Raw genomic sequence first — 21,778 nt, 5'->3', positions numbered from 1 at the left:
ACCTTACAGACCGGTGGTCACGTCGATCCGATGACCCTCTTCGAGGGTCACGATCGCGCGCTTGGTGTTCGACTGCGAGCCGAGGTTGCCGCGGAAGATCTTGGTCTTGCCCTTGCGGACCAGCGTGTTGACGCTCTTGACCTTGACGTCGAACAGCTTCTCGATCGCTTCCTTGATCTGCGGCTTGGTCGCTTTCGCGGCCACCTTGAACAGGACCTTGTTGTGCTCGGACGCCAGCGTCGCCTTTTCGGTGACGACCGGAGCGACGATCACGTCGTAGTGGCGAGCCTCGATGTTCTTCTTCATTTGAAGCGCGCCTCCAGCGCATCGATGGCGGCCTTGGTCAGAACGAGCTTCTGACGGCGCAGGATGTCATAGACGTTGATGCCCTGGATCGGCAGCACGTCCATGTTCGGGATGTTGCGGGCCGCCGCAGCAAAACCGTTGTTGAGCTCGGAGCCGTCGATGATCAGGGCGTTGGTCAAGCCCAGACCGGAGAAGTGACCAAGCAGCGCCTTGGTCTTGGCGGCTTCCAGCGCGGCCTTGTCGATCACCAGGAGATTGCCATCCTTGGCTTTGGCCGAGAGCGCATGCTTGAGAGCAAGCGCGCGGACCTTCTTCGGCAAATCAGTGGCGTGCGAACGCACCACCGGACCGAAGGCGCGGCCACCGCCACGGAACTGCGGCACGCGGGCCGAGCCGTGACGAGCACCGCCGGTGCCCTTCTGCTTGTACATCTTCTTGCCGGTGCGCCAGATCTCGGCGCGGCCCTTGGCCTTGTGGGTGCCGGCCTGACGCTTGTTGAGCTGCCACTGCACGCAACGTGCAAGGATGTCCTGGCGCGGCTCGAGGCCGAAAATGGCGTCGGAGAGCTGGACCGAGCCGGCTTCCTTACCTTCGAGTGTCGTGACCTTCAATTCCATCTCACGCACCCTCTTGCTGGGCTGCGGCCTCGGCTTCGCCACCCGCAACCTTGAACTTGCCGGGCTTCGGAGCTTCCTTCGGCAGCGGCTTCTTGACGGCGTCGCGCACACGGATCCAGCCGCCCTTGGAGCCGGGAACGGCGCCTTCGACGAGGATCAGGCCGCGCTCGACGTCGAGCTGAACGACGCGGAGGTTGAGCGTGGTGATGCGATCGACACCCATGTGGCCGGGCATCTTCTTGTTCTTCCAGGTCTTGCCGGGATCCTGACGACCACCGGTCGAACCGATCGAGCGATGCGAGACCGACACGCCGTGGGTGGCGCGCAGACCGCCGAAGTTCCAGCGCTTCATGCCGCCGGCAAAACCCTTACCGACCGAGGTGCCGGTGACGTCGACGAACTGGCCGACGACGAAGTGGTCGGCGAGGATCTCGGCACCAACCGGGATCATGGCATCCGCGGAGACGCGGAATTCCTCGACCTGCCGCTTCGGCTCGACCTTGGCGACCGCGAACTGGCCGCGCTCTGCCTTGGGCAGATACACGGTCTTGCGGCTGCCAGAACCAAGCTGGAGCGCGACGTAACCGTTCTTCTCTTCAGTGCGGTGGGCTACGACTTGGCAATTGCCGAGCTTCAGCACGGTCACGGGGATATGTTCGCCGGCCTCTGTAAAGACCCGCGTCATCCCGACCTTTTGTGCGATCACTCCGGAGCGCATCGGCGTGCTTCCTGTTCTTTCTGTCCGCAAGTCGCGAACGTGATCCAAAAATCTTAGAGCTTGATCTCGACGTCGACACCGGCGGCCAGGTCGAGCTTCATCAAAGCATCGACGGTCTGCGGGGTCGGATCGACGATGTCGAGCAGGCGCTTGTGAGTGCGCATCTCGAACTGCTCGCGGCTCTTCTTGTCGACGTGCGGCGAACGGTTGACGGTGAACTTCTCGATGCGGGTCGGCAGCGGAATGGGTCCGCGAACCTGCGCACCGGTGCGCTTCGCCGTGTTCACGATCTCGCGGGTCGACGTATCGAGGATACGATGGTCGAACGCCTTGAGACGGATACGAATATTTTGGCCGTTCATTGCCGTGTCTTTCTTAGTGAGTGGCGAGTAGCGAACAGCGAATGGATTTCATCCACTCGCCACTCGCCATTCCCTATTCGCGTGATTACTCGATGATCGAGGCGACGACGCCGGCGCCGACGGTACGGCCGCCTTCGCGGATCGCGAAGCGGAGCTTCTCTTCCATCGCGATCGGCACGATCAGGTGCACTTCCATCGCGATGTTGTCGCCCGGCATCACCATTTCGGTACCTTCCGGCAGATGCACGACACCGGTCACGTCGGTGGTGCGGAAGTAGAACTGCGGACGGTAGTTGGTGAAGAACGGGGTGTGGCGACCGCCCTCTTCCTTGGTGAGGATGTAGGCCTCAGCCTTGAACTTGGTGTGCGGCTTGACCGAACCCGGCTTGCAGAGCACCTGGCCACGCTCGACGTCTTCGCGCTTGGTACCGCGGAGCAGCGCACCGATGTTGTCGCCGGCCTGGCCCTGATCGAGCAGCTTGCGGAACATTTCGACGCCGGTGACCGTGGTCTTCTGGGTCGCACGCAGACCGACGATCTCGATTTCCTCGCCGACCTTGACGATACCGCGCTCGACACGGCCGGTGACGACGGTGCCGCGGCCCGAGATCGAGAACACGTCTTCAACCGGCATCAGGAATGGCTGGTCGATCGGACGCTCCGGCTGCGGGATATACTCGTCGACGCTCTTCATCAGTTCGAGGATGGCGTCGTGGCCGAGCTTCTTGTCGGAATCTTCGAGAGCGGCGAGCGCCGAGCCCTTGATGATCGGAATCTTGTCGCCCGGGAAGTCGTACTTGGAGAGCAGCTCGCGGACTTCGAGCTCGACCAGCTCGAGCAGTTCCGGATCGTCGACCATGTCGCACTTGTTGAGGAACACGACGAGCGCGGGCACGCCGACCTGGCGGGCGAGCAGGATGTGCTCGCGGGTCTGCGGCATCGGGCCGTCAGCGGCTGACACGACCAGGATCGCACCGTCCATCTGGGCTGCGCCGGTGATCATGTTCTTCACATAGTCGGCGTGGCCGGGGCAGTCGACGTGGGCGTAGTGGCGGTTCTTGGTCTCGTACTCGACGTGAGCGGTCGAGATGGTGATGCCGCGCGCCTTCTCTTCCGGCGCCTTGTCGATCTGGTCGTACGCCGTGAACGTCGCACCGCCGGTCTCGGCGAGGATCTTGGTGATCGCAGCCGTCAACGACGTCTTGCCATGGTCGACGTGACCGATGGTGCCGATGTTGCAGTGCGGTTTGTTACGTTCAAACTTTGCTTTGGCCATTTGACTCTCCGTTCAATCGTCAGTTCGAGACCGACGACAATCAGGCAAACTTCTTTTGGACTTCTGCCGACACGTTTGCCGGCGCTTCTGCGTAGTGATCGAACTGCATGGTGAAGGTCGCGCGACCCTGGCTCATCGAGCGCAGGTTGTTCACGTACCCAAACATGTTCATGAGCGGCACCATCGCGTTGATGACGTTGGCGTTGCCGCGCATGTCTTGGCCCTGGATCTGACCGCGCCGGGAATTCAGGTCGCCGATGACCGAGCCGGTGTAGTCTTCCGGGGTCACCACTTCGACCTTCATGATCGGCTCGAGCAGCACGGACTTGCCCTTCTGCAAGGCTTCGCGGAATGCCGCGCGCGATGCGATTTCGAAGGCGAGCGCCGACGAGTCGACGTCGTGATACTTGCCGTCGATGAGCTGAACCTTGACGTCGACCACGGGGAAGCCCGCGACGACACCAGAGCCCATCACGCTGTTGAGGCCCTTTTCGACGCCGGGGATGTATTCCTTCGGCACCGCGCCGCCGACGATCTTCGACTCGAACTCGTAGCCCTTGCCGGGCTCGTTCGGCTCGACGACGATGGTCACTTCGGCGAACTGACCGGTACCGCCGGTCTGCTTCTTGTGGGTGTACTTGACCTCGGCCTTCTTGGTCACGCGCTCACGGAACGCCACCTGCGGCGCGCCGATGTTCGCATCGACCTTGTAGGTGCGCCTGAGGATGTCGACCTTGATGTCGAGATGGAGTTCGCCCATGCCCTTGAGGATGGTCTGGCCGGACTCCTGGTCGGTCGACACGCGGAAGGACGGATCCTCCGCGGCGAGCTTCGCCAGCGCCACGCCCAGCTTCTCCTGGTCGGCCTTGGATTTCGGCTCGATCGCGATCTCGATGACCGGCTCGGGGAATTCCATCTTTTCGAGGATCACCGACTTGTCGGGATCGCACAGCGTGTCACCGGTGCGCGCTTCCTTCAGGCCTGCCAGCGCAACGATGTCGCCGGCATAGGCTTCCTTGATGTCTTCGCGGTTGTTCGCATGCATCAGCAACATGCGGCCGATGCGCTCCTTGCGGTCGCGCGTCGAATTGATGACGCCGGTACCCGACAGCAGCGTGCCGGAATAGATGCGGCAGAAGGTGATGGTGCCGACGAACGGGTCGTCCATGATCTTGAACGCCAACAGAGCCAGCGGCTCCTTGTCGTCCGGCAGACGAACGACCTCGTTACCGTCTTCATCGACACCCTTGATGGCAGGCACGTCGACCGGCGAAGGCAGATAATCCACGACCGCGTCGAGCAAAGGCTGCACACCCTTGTTCTTGAACGCCGAGCCGCACAATACCGGGAAGAACGCGCCAGTCAGCACGGCCTTGCGGATCAGGCGCTTCAGCGTCGCCTCATCGGGCTCCTTGCCGTCGAGGTAAGCGGCAAGAACTTCGTCGTCGAGCTCGACGGCGGCTTCCAACAGCTTCTCGCGATATTCCTTGGCCTTCTCGACCATGTCCTCGGGAATATCGATGTCGACGAACTTGGCGTCGAGCTTCTCTTCTTCCCAGACCACGCCCTTCATGCGGACGAGATCGACCAGACCCTTGAAGTTGTTCTCGGAGCCGATCGGAAGCTGGATCGCGATCGGCTTTGCGCCGAGGCGATCGATAATATCCTGCATGCACTTGTAGAAGTCGGCGCCGGTCTTATCCATCTTGTTGGCGAAGACGATGCGCGGAACCTTGTACTTGTCGCCCTGGCGCCAGACGGTCTCAGTCTGGGGCTCGACGCCCTGGTTGGAGTCGAGCACGCACACGGCGCCGTCGAGCACGCGCAAGCTGCGCTCGACCTCGATGGTGAAGTCGACGTGGCCGGGAGTGTCGATGATGTTGAGACGCTTGCCTTCCCAGAACGCGGTGGTCGCGGCCGACGTAATCGTAATGCCGCGCTCCTGCTCCTGCTCCATCCAGTCCATCGTCGCGGCACCTTCGTGCACTTCGCCGATCTTGTGGCTCTTGCCGGTGTAATAGAGGATGCGCTCGGTGGTCGTGGTCTTGCCGGCATCGATATGCGCCATGATACCGAAGTTGCGGTAATTCTCTATGGCATGAACGCGGGGCATGGAGTGTTCCTTAGATTCCGTGTGTCGCCGTTACCAGCGATAGTGCGAGAAGGCGCGGTTGGCTTCCGCCATCCGGTGCACGTCTTCGCGCTTCTTGACGGCGTTACCCCGGCTGTTCGATGCGTCCAGAAGCTCGGCCGAAAGCCGCTCGGTCATCGTCTTCTCGTTGCGCTCGCGCGCAGCCGAAATCAGCCAGCGAATGCCCAGCGCCTGACGGCGCACCGAGCGAACCTCGACCGGAACCTGATAGGTCGCGCCACCGACGCGGCGGGAGCGCACTTCGATCGTCGGCATGACGTTCTCGAGTGCCTGCTCGAACACTCCGAGCGGGTTCTGCTTGGTCTTGGATTCGATGAGGCCGAGCGCACCATAGACGATACCTTCGGCGACCGACTTCTTACCGGCGTACATCACCGAGTTCATGAACTTCGTAATGATGATGTTCCCGAACTTCGGATCCGGCAGAACTTCGCGCTTTTCCGCTGAGTGACGACGAGACATGGATCTGGTTCCCGCTTACTTCGGACGCTTGGCGCCGTACTTCGAACGACGCTGCTTACGGTTCTTGACGCCCTGGGTATCCAGAACGCCGCGGAGGATGTGGTAGCGCACGCCGGGCAAGTCCTTGACGCGACCGCCGCGGATCATGACCACCGAGTGCTCCTGGAGGTTATGGCCCTCGCCGGGGATGTAGCCGATCACCTCGAAGCCGTTGGTCAGGCGCACCTTGGCGACCTTACGAAGCGCCGAGTTCGGCTTCTTCGGGGTCGTGGTGTAGACGCGCGTGCAAACGCCGCGCTTCTGCGGCGACTGCTGCAGCGCCGGCACTTTCTTGCGCGACTTCTGCACTTCCCGCGGTTGTGCGATCAGCTGGTTGATCGTCGGCATTCTGGCCTTCACCCTTTTTCTGCCGCGGCCCGTGACCGGGTCCGCAAATTCTTCCCGAGCTACCCGCCCGACGGGGCCGCTATGTACGGAACAATCCGCACAAAGCGAAATCGCGCCAACCACTCATCACTGAGCGGAAAGCGCTTCGACGCCACAGAGGACCGCAGTCTTGGGCCGACCAGCAAAATGCTGCGGCCCACGCACCGAGGTCATGCATCCGAGTTCGATCTCAAGAGAACTTGCTCAAGAGAACTAAAATCGCTTGGCATTGCCTAGCTATAATCGACAGCGTTTGAGCGGCATTCGTCGAGGTTGGTGCCTGCCGAGCGACCCCAAAGGGATCAGGCAGGTGCTCCGTACCGACGTTGGCGATGCTCACCGCCTGTCGTTAAGTGAGGGGGTTCTATAAGTGGGAATCGATCAAGTCAAGGCGAAACGACAGTCACCAAGCGCTGTTTGCGCCTGCAGAAATCGTCGCTTAGCCACCCTCACCGCGATTTACGAATATGGGATCGAAGCGCCCGCTCTGCCACTCAACGAGCAAATTATATCCGGGTAAAATATACTTTTATAACCAGTGCTAAGGCTTTTTTTCCTCTTCGCGCGTCAATCTGCCGCCTTCGGCAGAGATTGGCGCCATGCGGTACACCGACATTGCCATCATCGGCGGGGGACTTGCCGGTTCGACCGCCGCCGCAATGCTCGGTCGTGCCGGCATTTCGACCGTGCTGATCGATCCACACGAGACCTATCCGGCCGATTTTCGCGTCGAAAAGCTCAGCGGTCATGGGCAGGTCGAGCGATTCTCGCGGACAGGAATCGCCGACTCAGTGCTGCGCCGCGCGACCTTTGCCGGCGAGAACTGGATCGCGCGCTTCGGCCACCTGCTCGACAAGGCGCCGAGCCGGCAGTTCAACATTCTCTACGATTCCCTGGTTAACGCGATCCGCGACGAGATCCCTGGGAACGTCGAGCGCATCTGGGCCAAGGCGGTGTCGGTCGAGGCCAGCCCGGAGCGGCAGAGAATCACGCTTGCCAATGACGCGACGGTCTCGGCTCGCCTCGTGGTGCTCGCCAACGGCCTGAACGTGGGCCTGCGTCACCAGCTCGGCATCGCGCGCAAGATCGTCAGTGCCTGCCATTCGATCTCGATCGGGTTCGACATCGTGCCGGCGGGGCGGACCTCGTTCGACTTCCCGGCACTGACCTATTTCTCGGAACGGCCGAGCGACCGCATCCCCTACATCACGCTGTTTCCGATCGGCACGCGGATGCGCGCCAATCTGTTCGTCTACCGCGGCTTTGACGATCCCTGGCTGCGCGAGCTGCGCCGTGCGCCCGCAGCGACGCTGGACGCCGCCCTGCCGCGGCTGAAGCGCATCACCGGCCCCTTCGATATCGCCGGCGAGATGAAGATTCGCCCGGTCGATCTCTATGTGAATGATGCCAGCCATCAGCCCGGCCTGGTGCTGGTGGGCGACGCCTTCTCGACCTCCTGCCCGGTCGCCGGCACCGGTTGCGACAAGGTCTTCACCGACGTCGAGCGGCTCTGCAACGTCTACATCCCGCGATGGCTGGCGTCCGACGGGATGGATGCGAACAAGATCGCCGCCTTCTATGGCGATCCGGTCAAGCTGGCCTGCGATTCATGGTCGGCGGCCAAGGCGTTCGACTTCCGCTCCGTCTCGATTGCGACGAGCCCCTACTGGACGGCGCAGCGCTGGGCGCGGTTCTTCGCGTGGTCGACTCAGGGTTTATTGCGGCGGCTTGGCGGCGTGTTCCATCTGGAGCCGAACTTCCTCGGTCACTCCTCCTCGTCGTCGAGATCGTCATCGTCATCGTCGCTGTCTTCGTCGGCCTGAGCCGCAGCATCGTAGGGCTGGTGGTTCTGGTCGTTCCACAGCTTGCGATAGGTGCCGTTCTTGGCAAGCAGCTCGGCATGCGAGCCGCGCTCGATCGCCCTGCCCCCTGAAATCACGATGATCTCGTCCATCTCGACCACCGAAGTCAGGCGGTGGGTCGACCAGATCATGGTGCGGCCCTTGGCGACCTTCAGCAGCGTGCGGTTGATCGCGGCCTCCGTGGTCTGGTCGAGCGCCGAGGTGGCTTCGTCCAGCAGCAGCACGGAAGGGTTGCGGATGATCGCGCGGGCGATCGCGATGCGCTGGCGCTGACCGCCCGACAAGGTGTCGCCGCGCTCGCCGACCGGCGTGTCGTAGCGCTGCCGCAGGCTCATGATGTAGCGATGGATCTCGGCCTTCTTGGCCGCCTCCTCTACCTCCTCGTCGGTCGCGCCTTCCTTGCCGAGCCGAATGTTCTCGCGGATCGACATGTTGAACAGCATGTTCTCCTGGAACACGACCGCCATGCTCCGGCGCAGCGAATCCAGCGTCACCTTGCGGACGTCGACGCCGTCGATGGTCACGCGCCCCTCGTCCGGCACGTAAAGCCGGAGAATCAGATTGAGCAGCGTGCTCTTGCCGGAGCCCGAGGGGCCGACGATGGCGATGCTCTTGCCGACGTTGAGCTTGAGGCTGAGATTGTCGAGCACCGGCGCCTGGCCGCCTTCGTACTGGAACGTCACATGGTCGAAGGTGATGTCGTGGGTGATGCGCGGCAGATCGGGCGCGCCGGGCCGATCGGCGCCGCGCGTGGGTTCGTCGAGCAGCTCCTGGATGTGGCGGATCGCGGCGGCCGAGGAGATCGACACCGGGATGAAGTGCATCACATGGGCGATGTTGTAGGAGACCTCCCAGAACGCACTCTCGAAGGTGACGAAGGTGCCGATCGTGATCTGGCCCTTGGTCGCCAGATAGGCGCCGATCGCGAGCACGACGAGGTGCAGCAAGAGCACCGAGATGGTGACCGTACGTTCCACCATGGTCGACAGGAACGCGGCGGAGGCAATCCTGTTGCGCGTCTCGTCGTTGCGGAAATTGAAGAAGCCGAACATCCTGCGTTGCAGGCTGAACGCCTTGATCACGGCCTGTGCCGCCACGTTCTCCTGCACCATGCCGAGCAGCGCGGATTCATTGAGCTTCTGCTCGTAATTCGCCTGCACCGCTTTCGGCGTGAGCATGCGGGGGCCGATCAGCGTGATCGGAAAGACCAGCAGCGCAACCAACGCGAGCTGCCAGTTGAGAAAAAACATCAGGATGATGCCGGCGATCAACTCCAGGAACGGCAGCGCGGCGCTGTTGGCGAAGGACTTGACCGAGCCCTCGAAGGCAGCCTGGTCGACCGAGAAGCGCGACAGGATCTCGCCGCGCTTGGTGCGGCCGAAATAGGCTGCCGGCAAGTCCTGGACGTGTTCGAACAGCCGCTTGCGCACATCGGAGATGACGCAGGCAGCTAACCGCGCGTCCCAACGCTCGTACCAGACCGCGACGATCGAGGTGAAGATGCCGGCGACCGCGAGCACGCCGAGAATCTTATACAGCGCCTGGAAGTCTTCCTCGCCGAGCGCGTCGTCGATCAGGTACTTCAGGCTGAGCGGCATGATGACGTTGAACAGCGTCTCGACCAGCACGCCGAACGCCACATACGCCAGGATGCGCTTGTAGTTCGAGAGAAAGGGTTTGACGAAACCCCAGATGGTCGCGAGCGCGCCGGCGGCTTCGCGGGCGGTAAAGACGACGAGGTCCTCGTCCTCTTCGTCATCGTCGAGCTCTTCGTCCTCGTCTTCGTCGTCCGCGTCGTCTTCCAACTCGGTCTTCGCACCGGCCACGAGCTTGTCTTCGAGCTCGGCCGCCTCTTGCGCAGCGAGCTTCTGTTCGTCGGGAGAGAGAGGCCTGGACGCCATGAAACCAACCGATGCTGACGGCCGGCATGACCGCAGAGAAAGCAGGGAAATAGCGGAAAGCCGCTACTGCACCGATTCTATGCGATCAGGATGAATTCGGCAAAGCAATTGGCGAGTTCATCCGATCCTTGAGGCTAGTCGTCCTCCTCCTCCTCCTCGACCTTGTCGAAGAAGGAATAGCGCAGGCTGTCGGCGTCGGCGTACCACTGGCCCGGGCCCTTGTTGGCGGCGAGCGTCGCCTCCCAGAGCGCGTCGGTGCAATCCTTGCGGTGCATCGCAAGATCGAAGCCGTTGCCGAAGAACAGCTCGGACCATTCCCACCAGGTGCCGAGCTTCTTGACGCCGCGCAGCAAATCGTAGCGGTCGATCAGCGCCGGCGCCATGTCCGAGGTGATCGAGCCGAACACAAGGCCGATCTTGACCACGCGGTTCAGTTCCTTGATCGCGCGGACCACCTGCTTCGGGGAAATATGGCAGAGGCTGGTCTCGAACACGAAGTCGAAGGCGCCGTCCTTGAACGGCATGTCAGTGATCGAGCCGAGCTTGTTGTACTTCTTCAGCGCCTTCGGCGTTTTGGCGTGGATGGCGCGGTTGTCCTCGATGCCGAAGGCATCGATGCCGCGCTCGCGCAGCGCGCCGACCAGCTCGCCGCTGGCGGAGCCCGCAACCAGGAGCTTGGCGCCCTTCGCCTTGCCCCAGACGATGCCGATCAGCTTCAACAGATAGTCGGGATCCGTGAACTGCCGCCACGCTTCGCCGTAAGGGCCCTGGCCGCGATAGTTTTCGAAATAGTCGCTGTCGATCTTGTCGGAGAGCGGCTTGTCGTCCTGCGCACGCGCGCGGCGCAGGCGCATCATCTCGGTCAGGATGATGTCGGTCGCCGCATCGGAGGAGTCGAGCAGGCCGTTCAGCGTCGAGTCGAACAGATAGTCGCCGACCACCACGATGCCGGGATGCTCCTTCGGCTCGGGCCGGTGATTGGTCATGACGTCGCGAACGGGCAGACCACCCGGTATCGCGTTCACCGACGACAGCCAGCGGTGGATCTTGGCTTCCATGAAATGCGCGCGCGCATCGCCGAGCGAGGCCGGCAGTGACTTCAGCGCGGCGTCGACCAGCTCCTGGTCCGACAAATTGGCGAAGGCGAGTGCGTCGGAGCCGGGAATGAGCCAGTTCAGCACGCCGTGCTTGCCGACATCGTGGCGCGCGCCCTCATTGTAGACGCAGCAGCCGCCGAAGGCCTCCGACATGAACCATGCGCCGGAAATCTTGTCGCCCCAGAACGGCGTATCGAACAGGATCGAGACGCGCAAATAATGCGCGGGACGGTCGAAATAGGAGACATGCTTGACCATCGACTTGCGGAGCTGCTCGCCTTCCCAGCCCATGGTCGCGAGCCATGAATGCGGCAGACAGACCAGCACGAGATCGAAGTCGCGCGTCTCCGGCCCCTTGCCGTTCATCATCTTGAGCTGGTAGCGCCCGGTTGGCGCCTTGCCGACGGCGAGCACGCGATGATTAAGCTGGATGTCGGCGTTGACCTCCGACCGGAGGCATTCGACGATCTGCTCGTTGCCGTTCTGGATGGAGTAGAGGCCAATATAGCCGTCGACATCCATCAGATAGTTCTTGAGCGCATTGAGCCCGTTGGTGTTGTGGCTTTCGGTGGCGATGTCGGAGCGCGCCATCACCTTGAAGAAGCGTTTTGCGGTCTCGTCCTCGACCTCTTCGTCGAGCACCTGCTCGGCGGTCTTGTAGGCCCAGGGGTTCTCGTTGTCGTGCGCGCCGACGCCCTCGTAATATTCGATCGGCGACATCTTCTCGGCGCAGCGCGCGCGGAACGCCTCGATTGCGGCCGCGGTCTTGGCTCCGTATCGACGGCGCATGCCGGCGACGTCGTTGAGGAGCTCGCCGCCGAACTGCACCTGCTCGGCGTCCATCGGAATGGTCTGAAGTCCGAAATGCTGGATCAGCTCGCGCAGCGGATCGGGCCCGGTCATCGAGTAGTCGTAGATCTCGGCGACGCCGGCCTCGTACATCGCCGGCGCGGAATCGAATTTGCGCGTGACGATCTTGCCGCCGAGCCGGTCGGAGGCCTCATAGATGGTGATACGGCAGAGGTCGCCCAGCTTACGCTTCAGATACCAGGCGCTCATCAGCCCGCCGGGGCCGCCGCCTACGATTGCGAGATCAAGCATGTCAGTTCCGTGGTCTCCGGCCCTGCCCCCGTCACGGGACCACCGGTCTAAGCTCCCTTAGCAGAGCGCTTTTCCGCCTGAAGGAAAGATGAACAAAGGTTGATCCTGCATCGCAGCAAGCAAACAAAGCAGCAAAAAGGCCGGCTTTCGCCGGCCTTTTCAGTATCCTCGTATTCCTACGGATGAGGCATTATTCCGCGGGCGGCAGCGCCATCGGCTCGACTTCCGGCGCCGGCGGCACGACGGCCGCCTGCTTCTCGCGCTCGTCGAGGATCATCTTGTCGCGCTTCACGGCGACTTCGCGGATCTTGGCCATGGAGGCGCCGGTGCCCGCCGGGATCAGCCGGCCGACGATGACGTTCTCCTTGAGACCTTCGAGCGGATCGACCTTGCCGTTGACCGCCGCTTCCGTGAGGACGCGAGTGGTCTCCTGGAACGAGGCCGCCGAGAAGAAGGAGCGGGTCTGGAGGCTCGCCTTGGTGATGCCGAGCAGAACCGGCGTCCCCGTGGCGATCTTCTTGCCCTCTTCCTTGGCCTTCTCGTTGATCTGGTCGAACTCGATCTTGTCGATCTGCTCGCCCGAGATCATGTCGGTTTCGCCCTGGTCGGTGACTTCCACCTTCTGGAGCATCTGACGGACAATCACCTCGATGTGCTTGTCGTTGATGAGCACGCCCTGGAGCCGGTAGACCTCCTGGATTTCGTTGACCAGATAGGCCGCGAGCTCCTCGATGCCCTTGACCGCCAGGATGTCGTGCGGTGCCGGGTTGCCTTCCACGATGAAGTCGCCCTTTTCGACGACGTCGCCGTCCTGAAGGTGGATGTGCTTGCCCTTCGGGATCAGGTACTCGCGTGCCTCGTCGGTCTTGTCCATCGGCTCGATCGAGATGCGACGCTTGTTCTTGTAGTCGCGCCCGAACCGGATGGTGCCCGCGATCTCGGCGATAATCGCCGCATCCTTCGGACGCCGTGCCTCGAACAGTTCCGCCACCCGCGGCAGACCGCCGGTGATGTCACGGGTCTTGGCGCTTTCGGTCGAGACACGGGCGAGAATGTCACCCGCCTGGACCTTGGCTCCGACGTCGACCGACAGAATGCCGTCAACCGACAGCATGTAGCGGGCATCGCCGCCACGGGCGAGCTTGAGGACCTTGCCGTCCTTGCCCTTGACCACGATGGCCGGACGCAGGTCCGCGCCGCCGCGCTGCGAGCGCCAGTCGATGACCACACGCTTGGCAATACCGGTGGCTTCGTCCAGCGTTTCCGTGATCGACTGCCCCTCGACCAGATCCTCAAAGCCGATGGTGCCTTCGACTTCGGTGAGCAGCGGACGGCTGTAGGGATCCCACTCCGCGATGCGCTGGCCGCGCTTGACCGCATCGCCCTCGTCGATATGCAGGCGCGAACCGTACTGGATACGGTGCGTCGCACGCTCGGTGCCGTCGGCATCGACGATCGCCACCACCATGTTGCGCACCATCGCAACCAGATGACCTTCGCTGTTACGGGCGATGGCCTTGTTCCTGATCACGATCTTGCCGTCGAAATTGGATTCGACGAACGATTGCTCGTTGAGCTGCGCCGCACCGCCGATGTGGAAGGTGCGCATGGTGAGCTGGGTGCCCGGCTCGCCAATCGACTGCGCCGCGATGACGCCGACCGCTTCGCCGTGGTTGACCGGCGTGCCGCGGGCAAGATCGCGGCCGTAGCACTTGCCGCAGATGCCGTTGACGAGTTCGCAGGTCAGTGCCGAGCGGATCTTCACCTCCTGGACGCCACCCTGGTGGATGGCATCCAGATGGCTCTCTTCCATCAGAACACCGCGCTTGATGATCACCTTACCCGAGCTGTCACGCACGTCTTCGCAGGCCGTGCGTCCGAGGATGCGCGAGCCGAGCGAAGCGACCACGGTGCCGGCATCGACGATGGCGCGCATCTTGATGCCGAGCTTGGTGCCGCAATCGTCCTGCGTGATGATGCAATCCTGCGCCACGTCGACCAGACGCCGCGTCAGGTAGCCGGAGTTCGCGGTCTTCAACGCGGTGTCCGCGAGGCCCTTACGGGCACCGTGGGTCGAGTTGAAGTACTCGAGCACCGAGAGGCCTTCCTTGAAGTTCGAGATGATCGGCGTCTCGATGATCTCGCCCGACGGCTTGGCCATCAGGCCGCGCATGCCGGCGAGCTGGCGCATCTGCGCCGGCGAACCGCGCGCACCGGAGTGCGCCATCATGTAGATCGAGTTGATGTCGGCATCCGCTCCGCTCGCCGTCTTCTTGGTGGAGGAGATCTCCTTCATCATCGCCTTAGCGATTTCCTCGGTCGCCTTCGACCAGGCGTCGACGACCTTGTTGTACTTCTCGCCATGGGTGATCAGGCCGTCGTTGTACTGCTGCTCGAAATCCTTCGCCAGCGTACGGGTGGCATCGACGATCTTCCACTTGGAGTGCGGCACGACCATGTCGTCCTTGCCGAACGAGATGCCGGCCTTGAACGCGTTGTAGAAGCCGAGCGCCATGATGCGGTCGCAGAAGATCACCGTCTCCTTCTGACCGCAGTGACGGTAGACCTGATCGATGACGCCGGAGATCTCGCGCTTGGTCATCAGCTTGTTGATGATCTCGTACGAAATCCTCGGGTTCTTCGGCAGGAGATTGCCGAGCATGACGCGACCCGCGGTGGTCTCGATCCAGCGCGTCGAGACCTTGCCGGTCTCATCCATGCCCTGCCACCGATACTTGATCTTGGTGTGGAGGTGGATGACCTTCGCATGCAGGGCATGCTCAAGCTCGGCCATGTCGCCGAACCGCTTGCCCTCGCCGGGCAGGCCTTCGCGCATGATCGAGACGTAGTACAGACCGAGCACGATGTCCTGCGACGGCACGATGATCGGCTGGCCGTTCGCCGGATGCAGGATGTTGTTGGTCGACATCATCAGGACGCGCGCTTCCAGCTGCGCTTCGAGCGACAGCGGAACGTGCACGGCCATCTGGTCGCCGTCGAAGTCGGCGTTGAACGCCGCGCAGACCAGCGGATGAAGCTGGATCGCCTTGCCCTCGATCAACACCGGCTCGAACGCCTGGATGCCGAGGCGATGCAGCGTCGGAGCGCGGTTGAGCAGCACGGGATGCTCGCGGATCACCTCGTCCAGGATGTCCCAGACCTCGGGCCGCTCCTTTTCAACCAGCTTCTTCGCCTGCTTCACCGTGGTGGACAGGCCCTTGGCGTCAAGCCGCGAATAGATGAACGGCTTGAACAGCTCGAGCGCCATCTTCTTCGGCAGGCCGCACTGATGCAGGCGCAGCTCGGGACCGACCACGATCACCGAACGGCCCGAATAGTCGACGCGCTTGCCGAGCAGGTTCTGACGGAACCGGCCCTGCTTGCCCTTGAGCATGTCGGCGAGCGACTTCAGCGGACGCTTGTTGGCACCCGTGATGACGCGGCCGCGGCGGCCGTTGTCGAACAGCGCATCGACCGCTTCCTGAAGCATGCGCTTCTCGTTGCGGATGATGATGTCCGGTGCGCGCAGCTCCATCAGCCGCTTCAAGCGGTTGTTGCGGTTGATGACGCGGCGATAGAGGTCGTTGAGGTCCGAGGTCGCGAAGCGGCCGCCGTCCAGCGGCACCAGCGGGCGCAGATCCGGCGGGATCACCGGAACCACGGTCAGGATCATCCATTCCGGCTTGTTGCCGGAGTGGCGGAAAGCCTCCACGATCTTCAGACGCTTGGCGAGCTTCTTGTGCTTGATGTCGGAGTCGGTCTCCTGCATCTCCGCGCGCAAGGTCAGCTCGAGCTTCTCGAGATCCATGCCCTTGAGCAGCTCGCGGATCGCTTCCGCGCCGATCATCGCGGTGAAGGAATCCTGGCCGTACTCGTCCTGCGCCTTCAGATACTCGTCTTCCGACAGCAGCTGACGGTCCTTGAGCGCGGTGAGACCCGGCTCAAGCACGACGTAGTATTCGAAGTAGAGGATCCGCTCGAGATCCTTCAGCGTCATATCCAGCAGAAGGCCGATGCGCGAGGGCAGCGACTTCAGGAACCAGATGTGGGCGACGGGCGCCGCGAGCTCGATATGGCCCATGCGCTCGCGCCGGACGCGCGACAGCGTGACCTCGACCGAGCACTTCTCGCAGATGATGCCCTTGTACTTCATGCGCTTGTACTTGCCGCACAAGCACTCGTAATCCTTGATCGGCCCGAAGATGCGCGCGCAGAACAGGCCGTCGCGCTCGGGCTTGAAGGTACGGTAATTGATGGTTTCCGGCTTCTTGATCTCGCCGTACGACCAGGACAGAATCTTCTCAGGAGACGCGATCGAAATCCGGATCTGGTCGAAGACCTGAGCCGGCGTCGTCGGGTTAAAGAGATTCATAATTTCTTGGTTCATCGTCTTCTCCTCGCGTGCCGATCGCCTCCGGCAGCAAATTCGAAAATCACTTTGCGGGGCGCCCTGCCCTCAAGGCCTCAGGCCGGGCGCCGATGCCCGGCCGAGCCGGCCGGGCATGATAGATCGCGTTACTCGGCCGCTTCCGCCGTCCCCGGCCCGACCTTGGAATTGTGCAGGTCGACATTGAGGCCGAGCGAGCGCATTTCCTTGACCAGCACGTTGAACGATTCCGGAATACCGGCCTCGAAGGTGTCGTCGCCACGAACGATCGCCTCGTACACCTTGGTACGGCCGGCGACGTCGTCCGACTTCACGGTCAGCATCTCCTGGAGCGTGTAGGCCGCGCCGTAAGCTTCGAGCGCCCACACTTCCATTTCACCGAAGCGCTGGCCGCCGAACTGCGCCTTGCCGCCCAGCGGTTGCTGGGTGACGAGCGAGTACGGACCGATCGAACGCGCGTGGATCTTGTCGTCGACGAGATGGTGCAGCTTGAGCATGTAGATGTAGCCCACCGTCACCTTGCGATCGAAGGCATCGCCGGTGCGGCCGTCATAGACGGTCGACTGACCCGAAGCGTCGAGACCGGCAAGCTTCAGCATCTCCTCGATGTCGGCTTCCTTGGCACCGTCGAACACCGGCGTCGCGATCGGCACGCCGTGGCTCAGATTGCGGCCGAGCTCGATCAGTTCGCCGTCGTTGAGCGACTTGATCGTCTCGTCCTCGCCGTAGACCTTCTTCAAGGTTTCCTTCAGCGGCCTGATGTCCTGCTTCGCCAAGTACGCATCGACCGTCTGGCCGATACGCTTGCCGAGGCCGGCGCAAGCCCAGCCAAGATGCGTCTCGAGGATCTGTCCGACGTTCATGCGCGAGGGCACGCCCAGCGGATTGAGCACGATATCGGCATGCGTACCGTCTTCGAGGAACGGCATGTCCTCGATCGGCACGATCTTCGACACCACGCCCTTGTTGCCGTGGCGGCCGGCCATCTTGTCGCCGGGCTGGATCTTGCGCTTCACCGCGACGAAGACCTTGACCATCTTCATCACGCCGGGCGGCAATTCGTCACCGCGCTGAAGCTTTTCGACCTTGTCGAGGAAGCGCTGCTCGAGCCCCTTCTTCGATTCGTCGTACTGCTTCCGCATGGCCTCGATCTCGGCCATCAGCTTGTCGTTGGGCGAAGCGAACAGCCACCACTGCGACTTCGGGTACTCCTCGAGCACCGCACGGGTGATCTTGGTGTCCTTCTTGAAGCCCTTCGGGCCGGCGATGCCCTGCCGTCCCTCGAGGAGCTCGGCAAGACGGTTGTAGACGTTGCGGTCCAGGATCGCCTGCTCGTCGTCGCGGTCCTTGGCCAGACGCTCGATCTCTTCCCGCTCGATCGCCAGCGCACGCTCGTCCTTGTCGACGCCGTGACGGTTGAACACGCGCACTTCGACGATGGTGCCCTGCACGCCCGGGGGAACGCGCAGCGAGGTGTCGCGGACGTCGGAGGCTTTCTCTCCGAAGATGGCGCGCAGGAGCTTTTCTTCCGGCGTCATCGGGCTTTCGCCCTTCGGGGTGATCTTGCCGACCAGGATGTCGCCGGCGCGGACTTCCGCACCGATGTAGACGATACCGGCTTCGTCGAGGTTCTTCAGCGCTTCTTCCGAGACGTTCGGAATGTCGCGAGTGATTTCCTCGGGCCCGAGCTTGGTGTCGCGGGCCATCACTTCGAACTCCTCGATGTGGATCGAGGTGAAGACGTCTTCCTTTACGATCCGCTCGGAGAGCAGGATCGAGTCTTCGAAGTTGTAGCCGTTCCACGGCATGAACGCGACGAGCACGTTGCGGCCGAGCGCGAGCTCGCCGAGATCGGTCGACGGACCGTCGGCAATGATGTCGCCCTTCTTGACGATATCACCGACCTTCACCAGCGGACGCTGGTTGATGCAGGTCGACTGGTTCGAGCGCTGGTACTTCATCAGCCGGTAGATATCGACGCCCGACTTGGTCGGATCGAGATCTTCGGTGGCGCGGATGACGACGCGGGTCGCGTCGATCTGGTCGATTACGCCGGAACGGCGCGCCGCGATCGCAGCACCCGAGTCACGCGCAACCACGCCTTCCATGCCGGTGCCGACGAACGGCGCTTCGGCGCGAACCAGCGGCACCGCCTGGCGCTGCATGTTCGAGCCCATCAGCGCGCGGTTGGCGTCGTCGTTCTCGAGGAACGGGATCAGCGCCGCGGCAACCGAAACCAGCTGCTTCGGCGACACGTCCATGTAGTCGACCTTGTCCGGCGTCACCGGCAAGACTTCGCCGGCGTGACGGCAGACCACGAGGTCTTCGGTGAAGCGGCCCTTCGTGTCGAGCGGCACGTTGGCCTGCGCGACCGTGTAGCGGCCCTCCTCCATCGCCGAGAGGTACACGACCTCGTCGGTGACGCGGCCGTCCTTCACCTTGCGATAAGGCGTCTCGACGAAGCCGTACTTGTTCACGCGCGCGAAGGTCGCGAGCGAGTTGATCAGGCCGATGTTCGGGCCTTCCGGCGTCTCAATCGGGCAGATGCGGCCGTAATGTGTCGGATGCACGTCGCGCACCTCGAAGCCGGCACGCTCGCGAGTCAGACCGCCCGGTCCAAGCGCCGAGAGACGGCGCTTGTGGGTGATCTCCGACAGCGGGTTGGTCTGGTCCATGAACTGCGAGAGCTGCGAGGAGCCGAAGAACTCGCGCACGGCGGCAGCCGCCGGCTTGGCGTTGATCAGGTCCTGCGGCATGACCGTGTCGATGTCGACCGAGGACATGCGCTCCTTGATCGCGCGCTCCATACGCAGGAGGCCGATGCGGTACTGGTTCTCCATGAGCTCGCCGACCGAACGCACACGGCGGTTGCCGAGATGGTCGATGTCGTCGATCTCGCCCTTGCCGTCGCGCAAATCCACCAGCGTCTTGATGACGGAGAGGATGTCTTCCTTGCGGAGCGTGCGCTGGGTGTCGGGCGCATCGAGGTCGAGGCGCATGTTCATCTTGACGCGGCCGACCGCGGAGAGGTCGTAGCGCTCGGCGTCGAAGAACAGCGACTGGAACATCGCCTGCGCCGAATCCAGCGTCGGCGGCTCGCCCGGACGCATCACGCGGTAGATGTCGAACAGTGCGTCCTCACGCGTCATGTTCTTGTCGGCCGAGAGCGTATTGCGGATGTAGGCGCCCACATTGACGTGGTCGATGTCCAGCAGCGGCAGTTCCTTGTAGCCCTGCTCGTTGAGGGCCTTCATCGACTTGTCGGTGATCTCTTCACCGGCTTCCGCATGGATCTCGCCGGTCTTCGGATTGACGAGGTCCTCGGCGATGTAGTTGCCGACGAGTTCCGCATCCGACAGGCGCAGCGCCTTCAGCCCCTTTTCCTGCATCTGACGCGCACCGCGCACGGTGAGCTTCTTGCCGGCCTCGAGCACGACCTTGCCGGTATCGGCGTCGATCAAATCGTTGATGGTCGAGTAGCCGCGGAAACGATTGGCGTCGAACGGAACGCGCCAGCCTTCCTTGATCCGCTTGTATTGGATCTTCTTGTAGAAGGTGCTGAGGATCGCCTCGCCGTCGAGGCCGAGCGCGAACATCAGCGACGTCACCGGCAGCTTGCGGCGGCGATCGATGCGGGCGAAGACGATGTCCTTGGCGTCGAACTCGATGTCGAGCCAGGAGCCGCGATACGGGATCACGCGGGCGGCGAACAGGAGCTTGCCCGAAGAATGGGTCTTGCCCTTGTCGTGGTCAAAGAACACGCCGGGCGAACGGTGCATCTGCGAGACGATGACGCGCTCGGTGCCGTTGACGACGAAGGTGCCGTTCATCGTCATGAGCGGGATGTCGCCCATGTAGACGTCCTGCTCCTTGATGTCCTTGACCGACTTGGCGCCGGTTTCCTCGTCGATATCGAACACGATGAGGCGCAGCGTCACCTTCAGCGGCGCGGCAAAGGTCATGCCGCGCTGGCGGCACTCGTCGACGTCGTATTTCGGCGGCTCGAATTCGTAGCGGACGAATTCCAGCATCGAGGTGCCGGAGAAATCGGAGATCGGGAATACCGAACGGAACACGGCCTGGAGGCCCTCATCCAGCCGCCCGCCAACCGGCTCATCAACCATCAGGAACTGATCATAGGACGCCTTCTGAACCTCAATGAGGTTCGGCATCTCGGCGACTTCCTTGATGTGTCCGAAGAACTTGCGAACGCGTTTGCGACCGGTGAATGTCTGCTGCGCCATCGTGGCCTCTCATTTCGTCGCCCGATTTGGGCGCGCCGTCCGGGACGCGGCTGCCGCCGTTCCCCGGGTTGAATTTTTCGAACCCGTTTTGGGGATAAGAAGTCCAGTTTCAGGCCGTCATGTCCTGAATCTGTTCTTCAGACCTTCAAAACGCAAAACGACGCGCGGGGCGCATAGGCACGCCCGCCCGTCACAACGATCGTTTTCACGGACTGCAAAAGCCCGAAATAGCCTGCTCTCCCAACGGCTTACAGGGAAATCCCGCATCCCTGCCCACCGCGCTTTCGTGCTGCCGAACCGATATGGGGCGACATTAGTGCAGATTCGAGGGGTAAACCCTCAAATCCCCACACTTTTTCGTGTTCGACGTGCGTCGGGACGTTCCGTCGCACGCCTTTTGCATCTGGCCCACCCTTTCGAGGGAGGACCAAGATCCCGGGCTTCGCTGATGCTCGCCCGGGATCTTGCACCAGTAAGCGTTGCTTACTTGAGCTCGACCTTGGCGCCAGCCTTCTCGAGCTGGACCTTGAGCTTCTCGGCCTCGTCCTTGTTCACGCCTTCCTTGACAGGCTTCGGCGCGCCCTCGACGAGGTCCTTTGCTTCCTTCAGGCCCAGGCCAGTGATGGCGCGGACTTCCTTGATGACTTCGATCTTCTTCTCGCCGGCGGCGGCCAGAACGACCGTGAACTCGGTCTTCTCTTCCGCCGGAGCGGCGGCAGCAGCGGCGGGACCGGCAACGGCCACTGCCGCAGCGGCGGACACGCCCCACTTTTCTTCGAGGAGCTTGGCGAGTTCGGCGGCTTCGAGCACGGTGAGGCTCGAGAGGTCGTCAACGATTTTCTGCAAGTCAGCCATTGTTCTGTTTCC

General features: G+C 62.5%; 14 protein-coding genes. 1 reads left to right on the top strand and 13 read right to left on the bottom strand.

The features are described from left to right. Positions 1–3: 3 nt before the first annotated feature. From ACPPVR_RS17505 to rpsL, 8 genes are all read right to left on the bottom strand, one after another. Entirely contained in the window at positions 4–306 is a 303-nt protein-coding gene (locus ACPPVR_RS17505; protein WP_426615420.1) for a 50S ribosomal protein L23, read from the bottom strand. After that, complete coding sequence (rplD, locus tag ACPPVR_RS17500) at positions 303–923, bottom strand: 50S ribosomal protein L4 (RefSeq protein WP_426615419.1); 621 nt, start codon at positions 921–923, stop codon at positions 303–305. The genes ACPPVR_RS17505 and rplD overlap by 4 nt, the downstream gene beginning before the upstream one ends. Before the next feature lies 1 nt (position 924). After that, on the bottom strand, positions 925–1,641 hold the full coding sequence (gene rplC, locus ACPPVR_RS17495) for a 50S ribosomal protein L3 (RefSeq protein ID WP_426615418.1): 717 nt from the start codon (positions 1,639–1,641) through the stop codon (positions 925–927). Positions 1,642–1,694: 53 nt separating this feature from the next. Beyond that, entirely contained in the window at positions 1,695–2,003 is a 309-nt protein-coding gene (gene rpsJ / locus ACPPVR_RS17490) for a 30S ribosomal protein S10 (protein ID WP_002712302.1), read from the bottom strand. 85 nt (positions 2,004–2,088) lie between these two features. Continuing rightward, positions 2,089–3,279 carry an elongation factor Tu gene (tuf, locus tag ACPPVR_RS17485; RefSeq protein ID WP_426615417.1) on the bottom strand — a complete coding sequence of 397 codons (1,191 nt, stop codon included), beginning with the start codon at positions 3,277–3,279 and terminating at the stop codon, positions 2,089–2,091. 40 nt (positions 3,280–3,319) lie between these two features. Further along, entirely contained in the window at positions 3,320–5,392 is a 2,073-nt protein-coding gene (fusA, locus tag ACPPVR_RS17480) for an elongation factor G (protein WP_426615416.1), read from the bottom strand. A 30-nt stretch (positions 5,393–5,422) separates the two neighbouring features. Continuing rightward, entirely contained in the window at positions 5,423–5,893 is a 471-nt protein-coding gene (rpsG, locus tag ACPPVR_RS17475; protein WP_045008219.1) for a 30S ribosomal protein S7, read from the bottom strand. A gap of 15 nt (positions 5,894–5,908) precedes the next feature. Beyond that, complete coding sequence (gene rpsL, locus ACPPVR_RS17470; RefSeq protein WP_007603006.1) at positions 5,909–6,280, bottom strand: 30S ribosomal protein S12; 372 nt, start codon at positions 6,278–6,280, stop codon at positions 5,909–5,911. Between the two features lie 638 nt (positions 6,281–6,918). Between rpsL and ACPPVR_RS17465 the strand changes: the two genes are divergently transcribed. Beyond that, positions 6,919–8,142, top strand: coding sequence for an FAD-dependent oxidoreductase (locus ACPPVR_RS17465; protein WP_426615415.1), 1,224 nt, complete (start codon positions 6,919–6,921; stop codon positions 8,140–8,142). On the opposite strand, the gene ACPPVR_RS17460 is transcribed toward ACPPVR_RS17465, so the two are convergent. From ACPPVR_RS17460 to rplL, 5 genes are all read right to left on the bottom strand, one after another. Then, complete coding sequence (locus tag ACPPVR_RS17460; protein ID WP_426615414.1) at positions 8,085–10,082, bottom strand: ABC transporter ATP-binding protein; 1,998 nt, start codon at positions 10,080–10,082, stop codon at positions 8,085–8,087. The two genes, ACPPVR_RS17465 and ACPPVR_RS17460, sit on opposite strands and share 58 nt — an antisense overlap. Before the next feature lie 134 nt (positions 10,083–10,216). After that, on the bottom strand, positions 10,217–12,280 hold the full coding sequence (locus ACPPVR_RS17455; RefSeq protein ID WP_426615413.1) for an FAD-dependent oxidoreductase: 2,064 nt from the start codon (positions 12,278–12,280) through the stop codon (positions 10,217–10,219). Positions 12,281–12,470: 190 nt separating this feature from the next. Further along, on the bottom strand, positions 12,471–16,667 hold the full coding sequence (gene rpoC / locus ACPPVR_RS17450) for a DNA-directed RNA polymerase subunit beta' (RefSeq protein ID WP_426615412.1): 4,197 nt from the start codon (positions 16,665–16,667) through the stop codon (positions 12,471–12,473). 128 nt (positions 16,668–16,795) lie between these two features. Further along, positions 16,796–20,911, bottom strand: coding sequence for a DNA-directed RNA polymerase subunit beta (gene rpoB, locus ACPPVR_RS17445; RefSeq protein ID WP_426615411.1), 4,116 nt, complete (start codon positions 20,909–20,911; stop codon positions 16,796–16,798). A 483-nt stretch (positions 20,912–21,394) separates the two neighbouring features. Further along, positions 21,395–21,766 (bottom strand): 50S ribosomal protein L7/L12, encoded by a 372-nt coding sequence (gene rplL, locus ACPPVR_RS17440; RefSeq protein ID WP_148750326.1) that lies wholly within the window; start codon positions 21,764–21,766, stop codon positions 21,395–21,397. Positions 21,767–21,778: the final 12 nt, after the last annotated feature.

The organism is Bradyrhizobium sp. McL0616 (assembly GCF_049993385.1).
Classification (GTDB): Bacteria; Pseudomonadota; Alphaproteobacteria; order Rhizobiales; family Xanthobacteraceae; genus Bradyrhizobium.
Note: the sequence above shows the minus strand (reverse complement) of the source record. Positions and strands in the feature narration are given on the sequence as shown.

What these genes read in the sequence shown, in the direction of transcription:
- rplL (WP_148750326.1), bottom strand. Translation starts at nt 21,766, where the DNA reads ATGGCTGACTTGCAGAAAATCGTTGACGACCTCTCGAGCCTCACCGTG.
- ACPPVR_RS17460 (WP_426615414.1), bottom strand. Translation starts at nt 10,082, where the DNA reads ATGGCGTCCAGGCCTCTCTCTCCCGACGAACAGAAGCTCGCTGCGCAA.
- fusA (WP_426615416.1), bottom strand. Translation starts at nt 5,392, where the DNA reads ATGCCCCGCGTTCATGCCATAGAGAATTACCGCAACTTCGGTATCATG.
- rpoB (WP_426615411.1), bottom strand. Translation starts at nt 20,911, where the DNA reads ATGGCGCAGCAGACATTCACCGGTCGCAAACGCGTTCGCAAGTTCTTC.
- rplC (WP_426615418.1), bottom strand. Translation starts at nt 1,641, where the DNA reads ATGCGCTCCGGAGTGATCGCACAAAAGGTCGGGATGACGCGGGTCTTT.
- rpoC (WP_426615412.1), bottom strand. Translation starts at nt 16,667, where the DNA reads ATGAACCAAGAAATTATGAATCTCTTTAACCCGACGACGCCGGCTCAG.
- ACPPVR_RS17465 (WP_426615415.1), top strand. Translation starts at nt 6,919, where the DNA reads ATGCGGTACACCGACATTGCCATCATCGGCGGGGGACTTGCCGGTTCG.
- ACPPVR_RS17455 (WP_426615413.1), bottom strand. Translation starts at nt 12,280, where the DNA reads ATGCTTGATCTCGCAATCGTAGGCGGCGGCCCCGGCGGGCTGATGAGC.
- rpsJ (WP_002712302.1), bottom strand. Translation starts at nt 2,003, where the DNA reads ATGAACGGCCAAAATATTCGTATCCGTCTCAAGGCGTTCGACCATCGT.
- tuf (WP_426615417.1), bottom strand. Translation starts at nt 3,279, where the DNA reads ATGGCCAAAGCAAAGTTTGAACGTAACAAACCGCACTGCAACATCGGC.
- rpsG (WP_045008219.1), bottom strand. Translation starts at nt 5,893, where the DNA reads ATGTCTCGTCGTCACTCAGCGGAAAAGCGCGAAGTTCTGCCGGATCCG.
- rpsL (WP_007603006.1), bottom strand. Translation starts at nt 6,280, where the DNA reads ATGCCGACGATCAACCAGCTGATCGCACAACCGCGGGAAGTGCAGAAG.
- rplD (WP_426615419.1), bottom strand. Translation starts at nt 923, where the DNA reads ATGGAATTGAAGGTCACGACACTCGAAGGTAAGGAAGCCGGCTCGGTC.
- ACPPVR_RS17505 (WP_426615420.1), bottom strand. Translation starts at nt 306, where the DNA reads ATGAAGAAGAACATCGAGGCTCGCCACTACGACGTGATCGTCGCTCCG.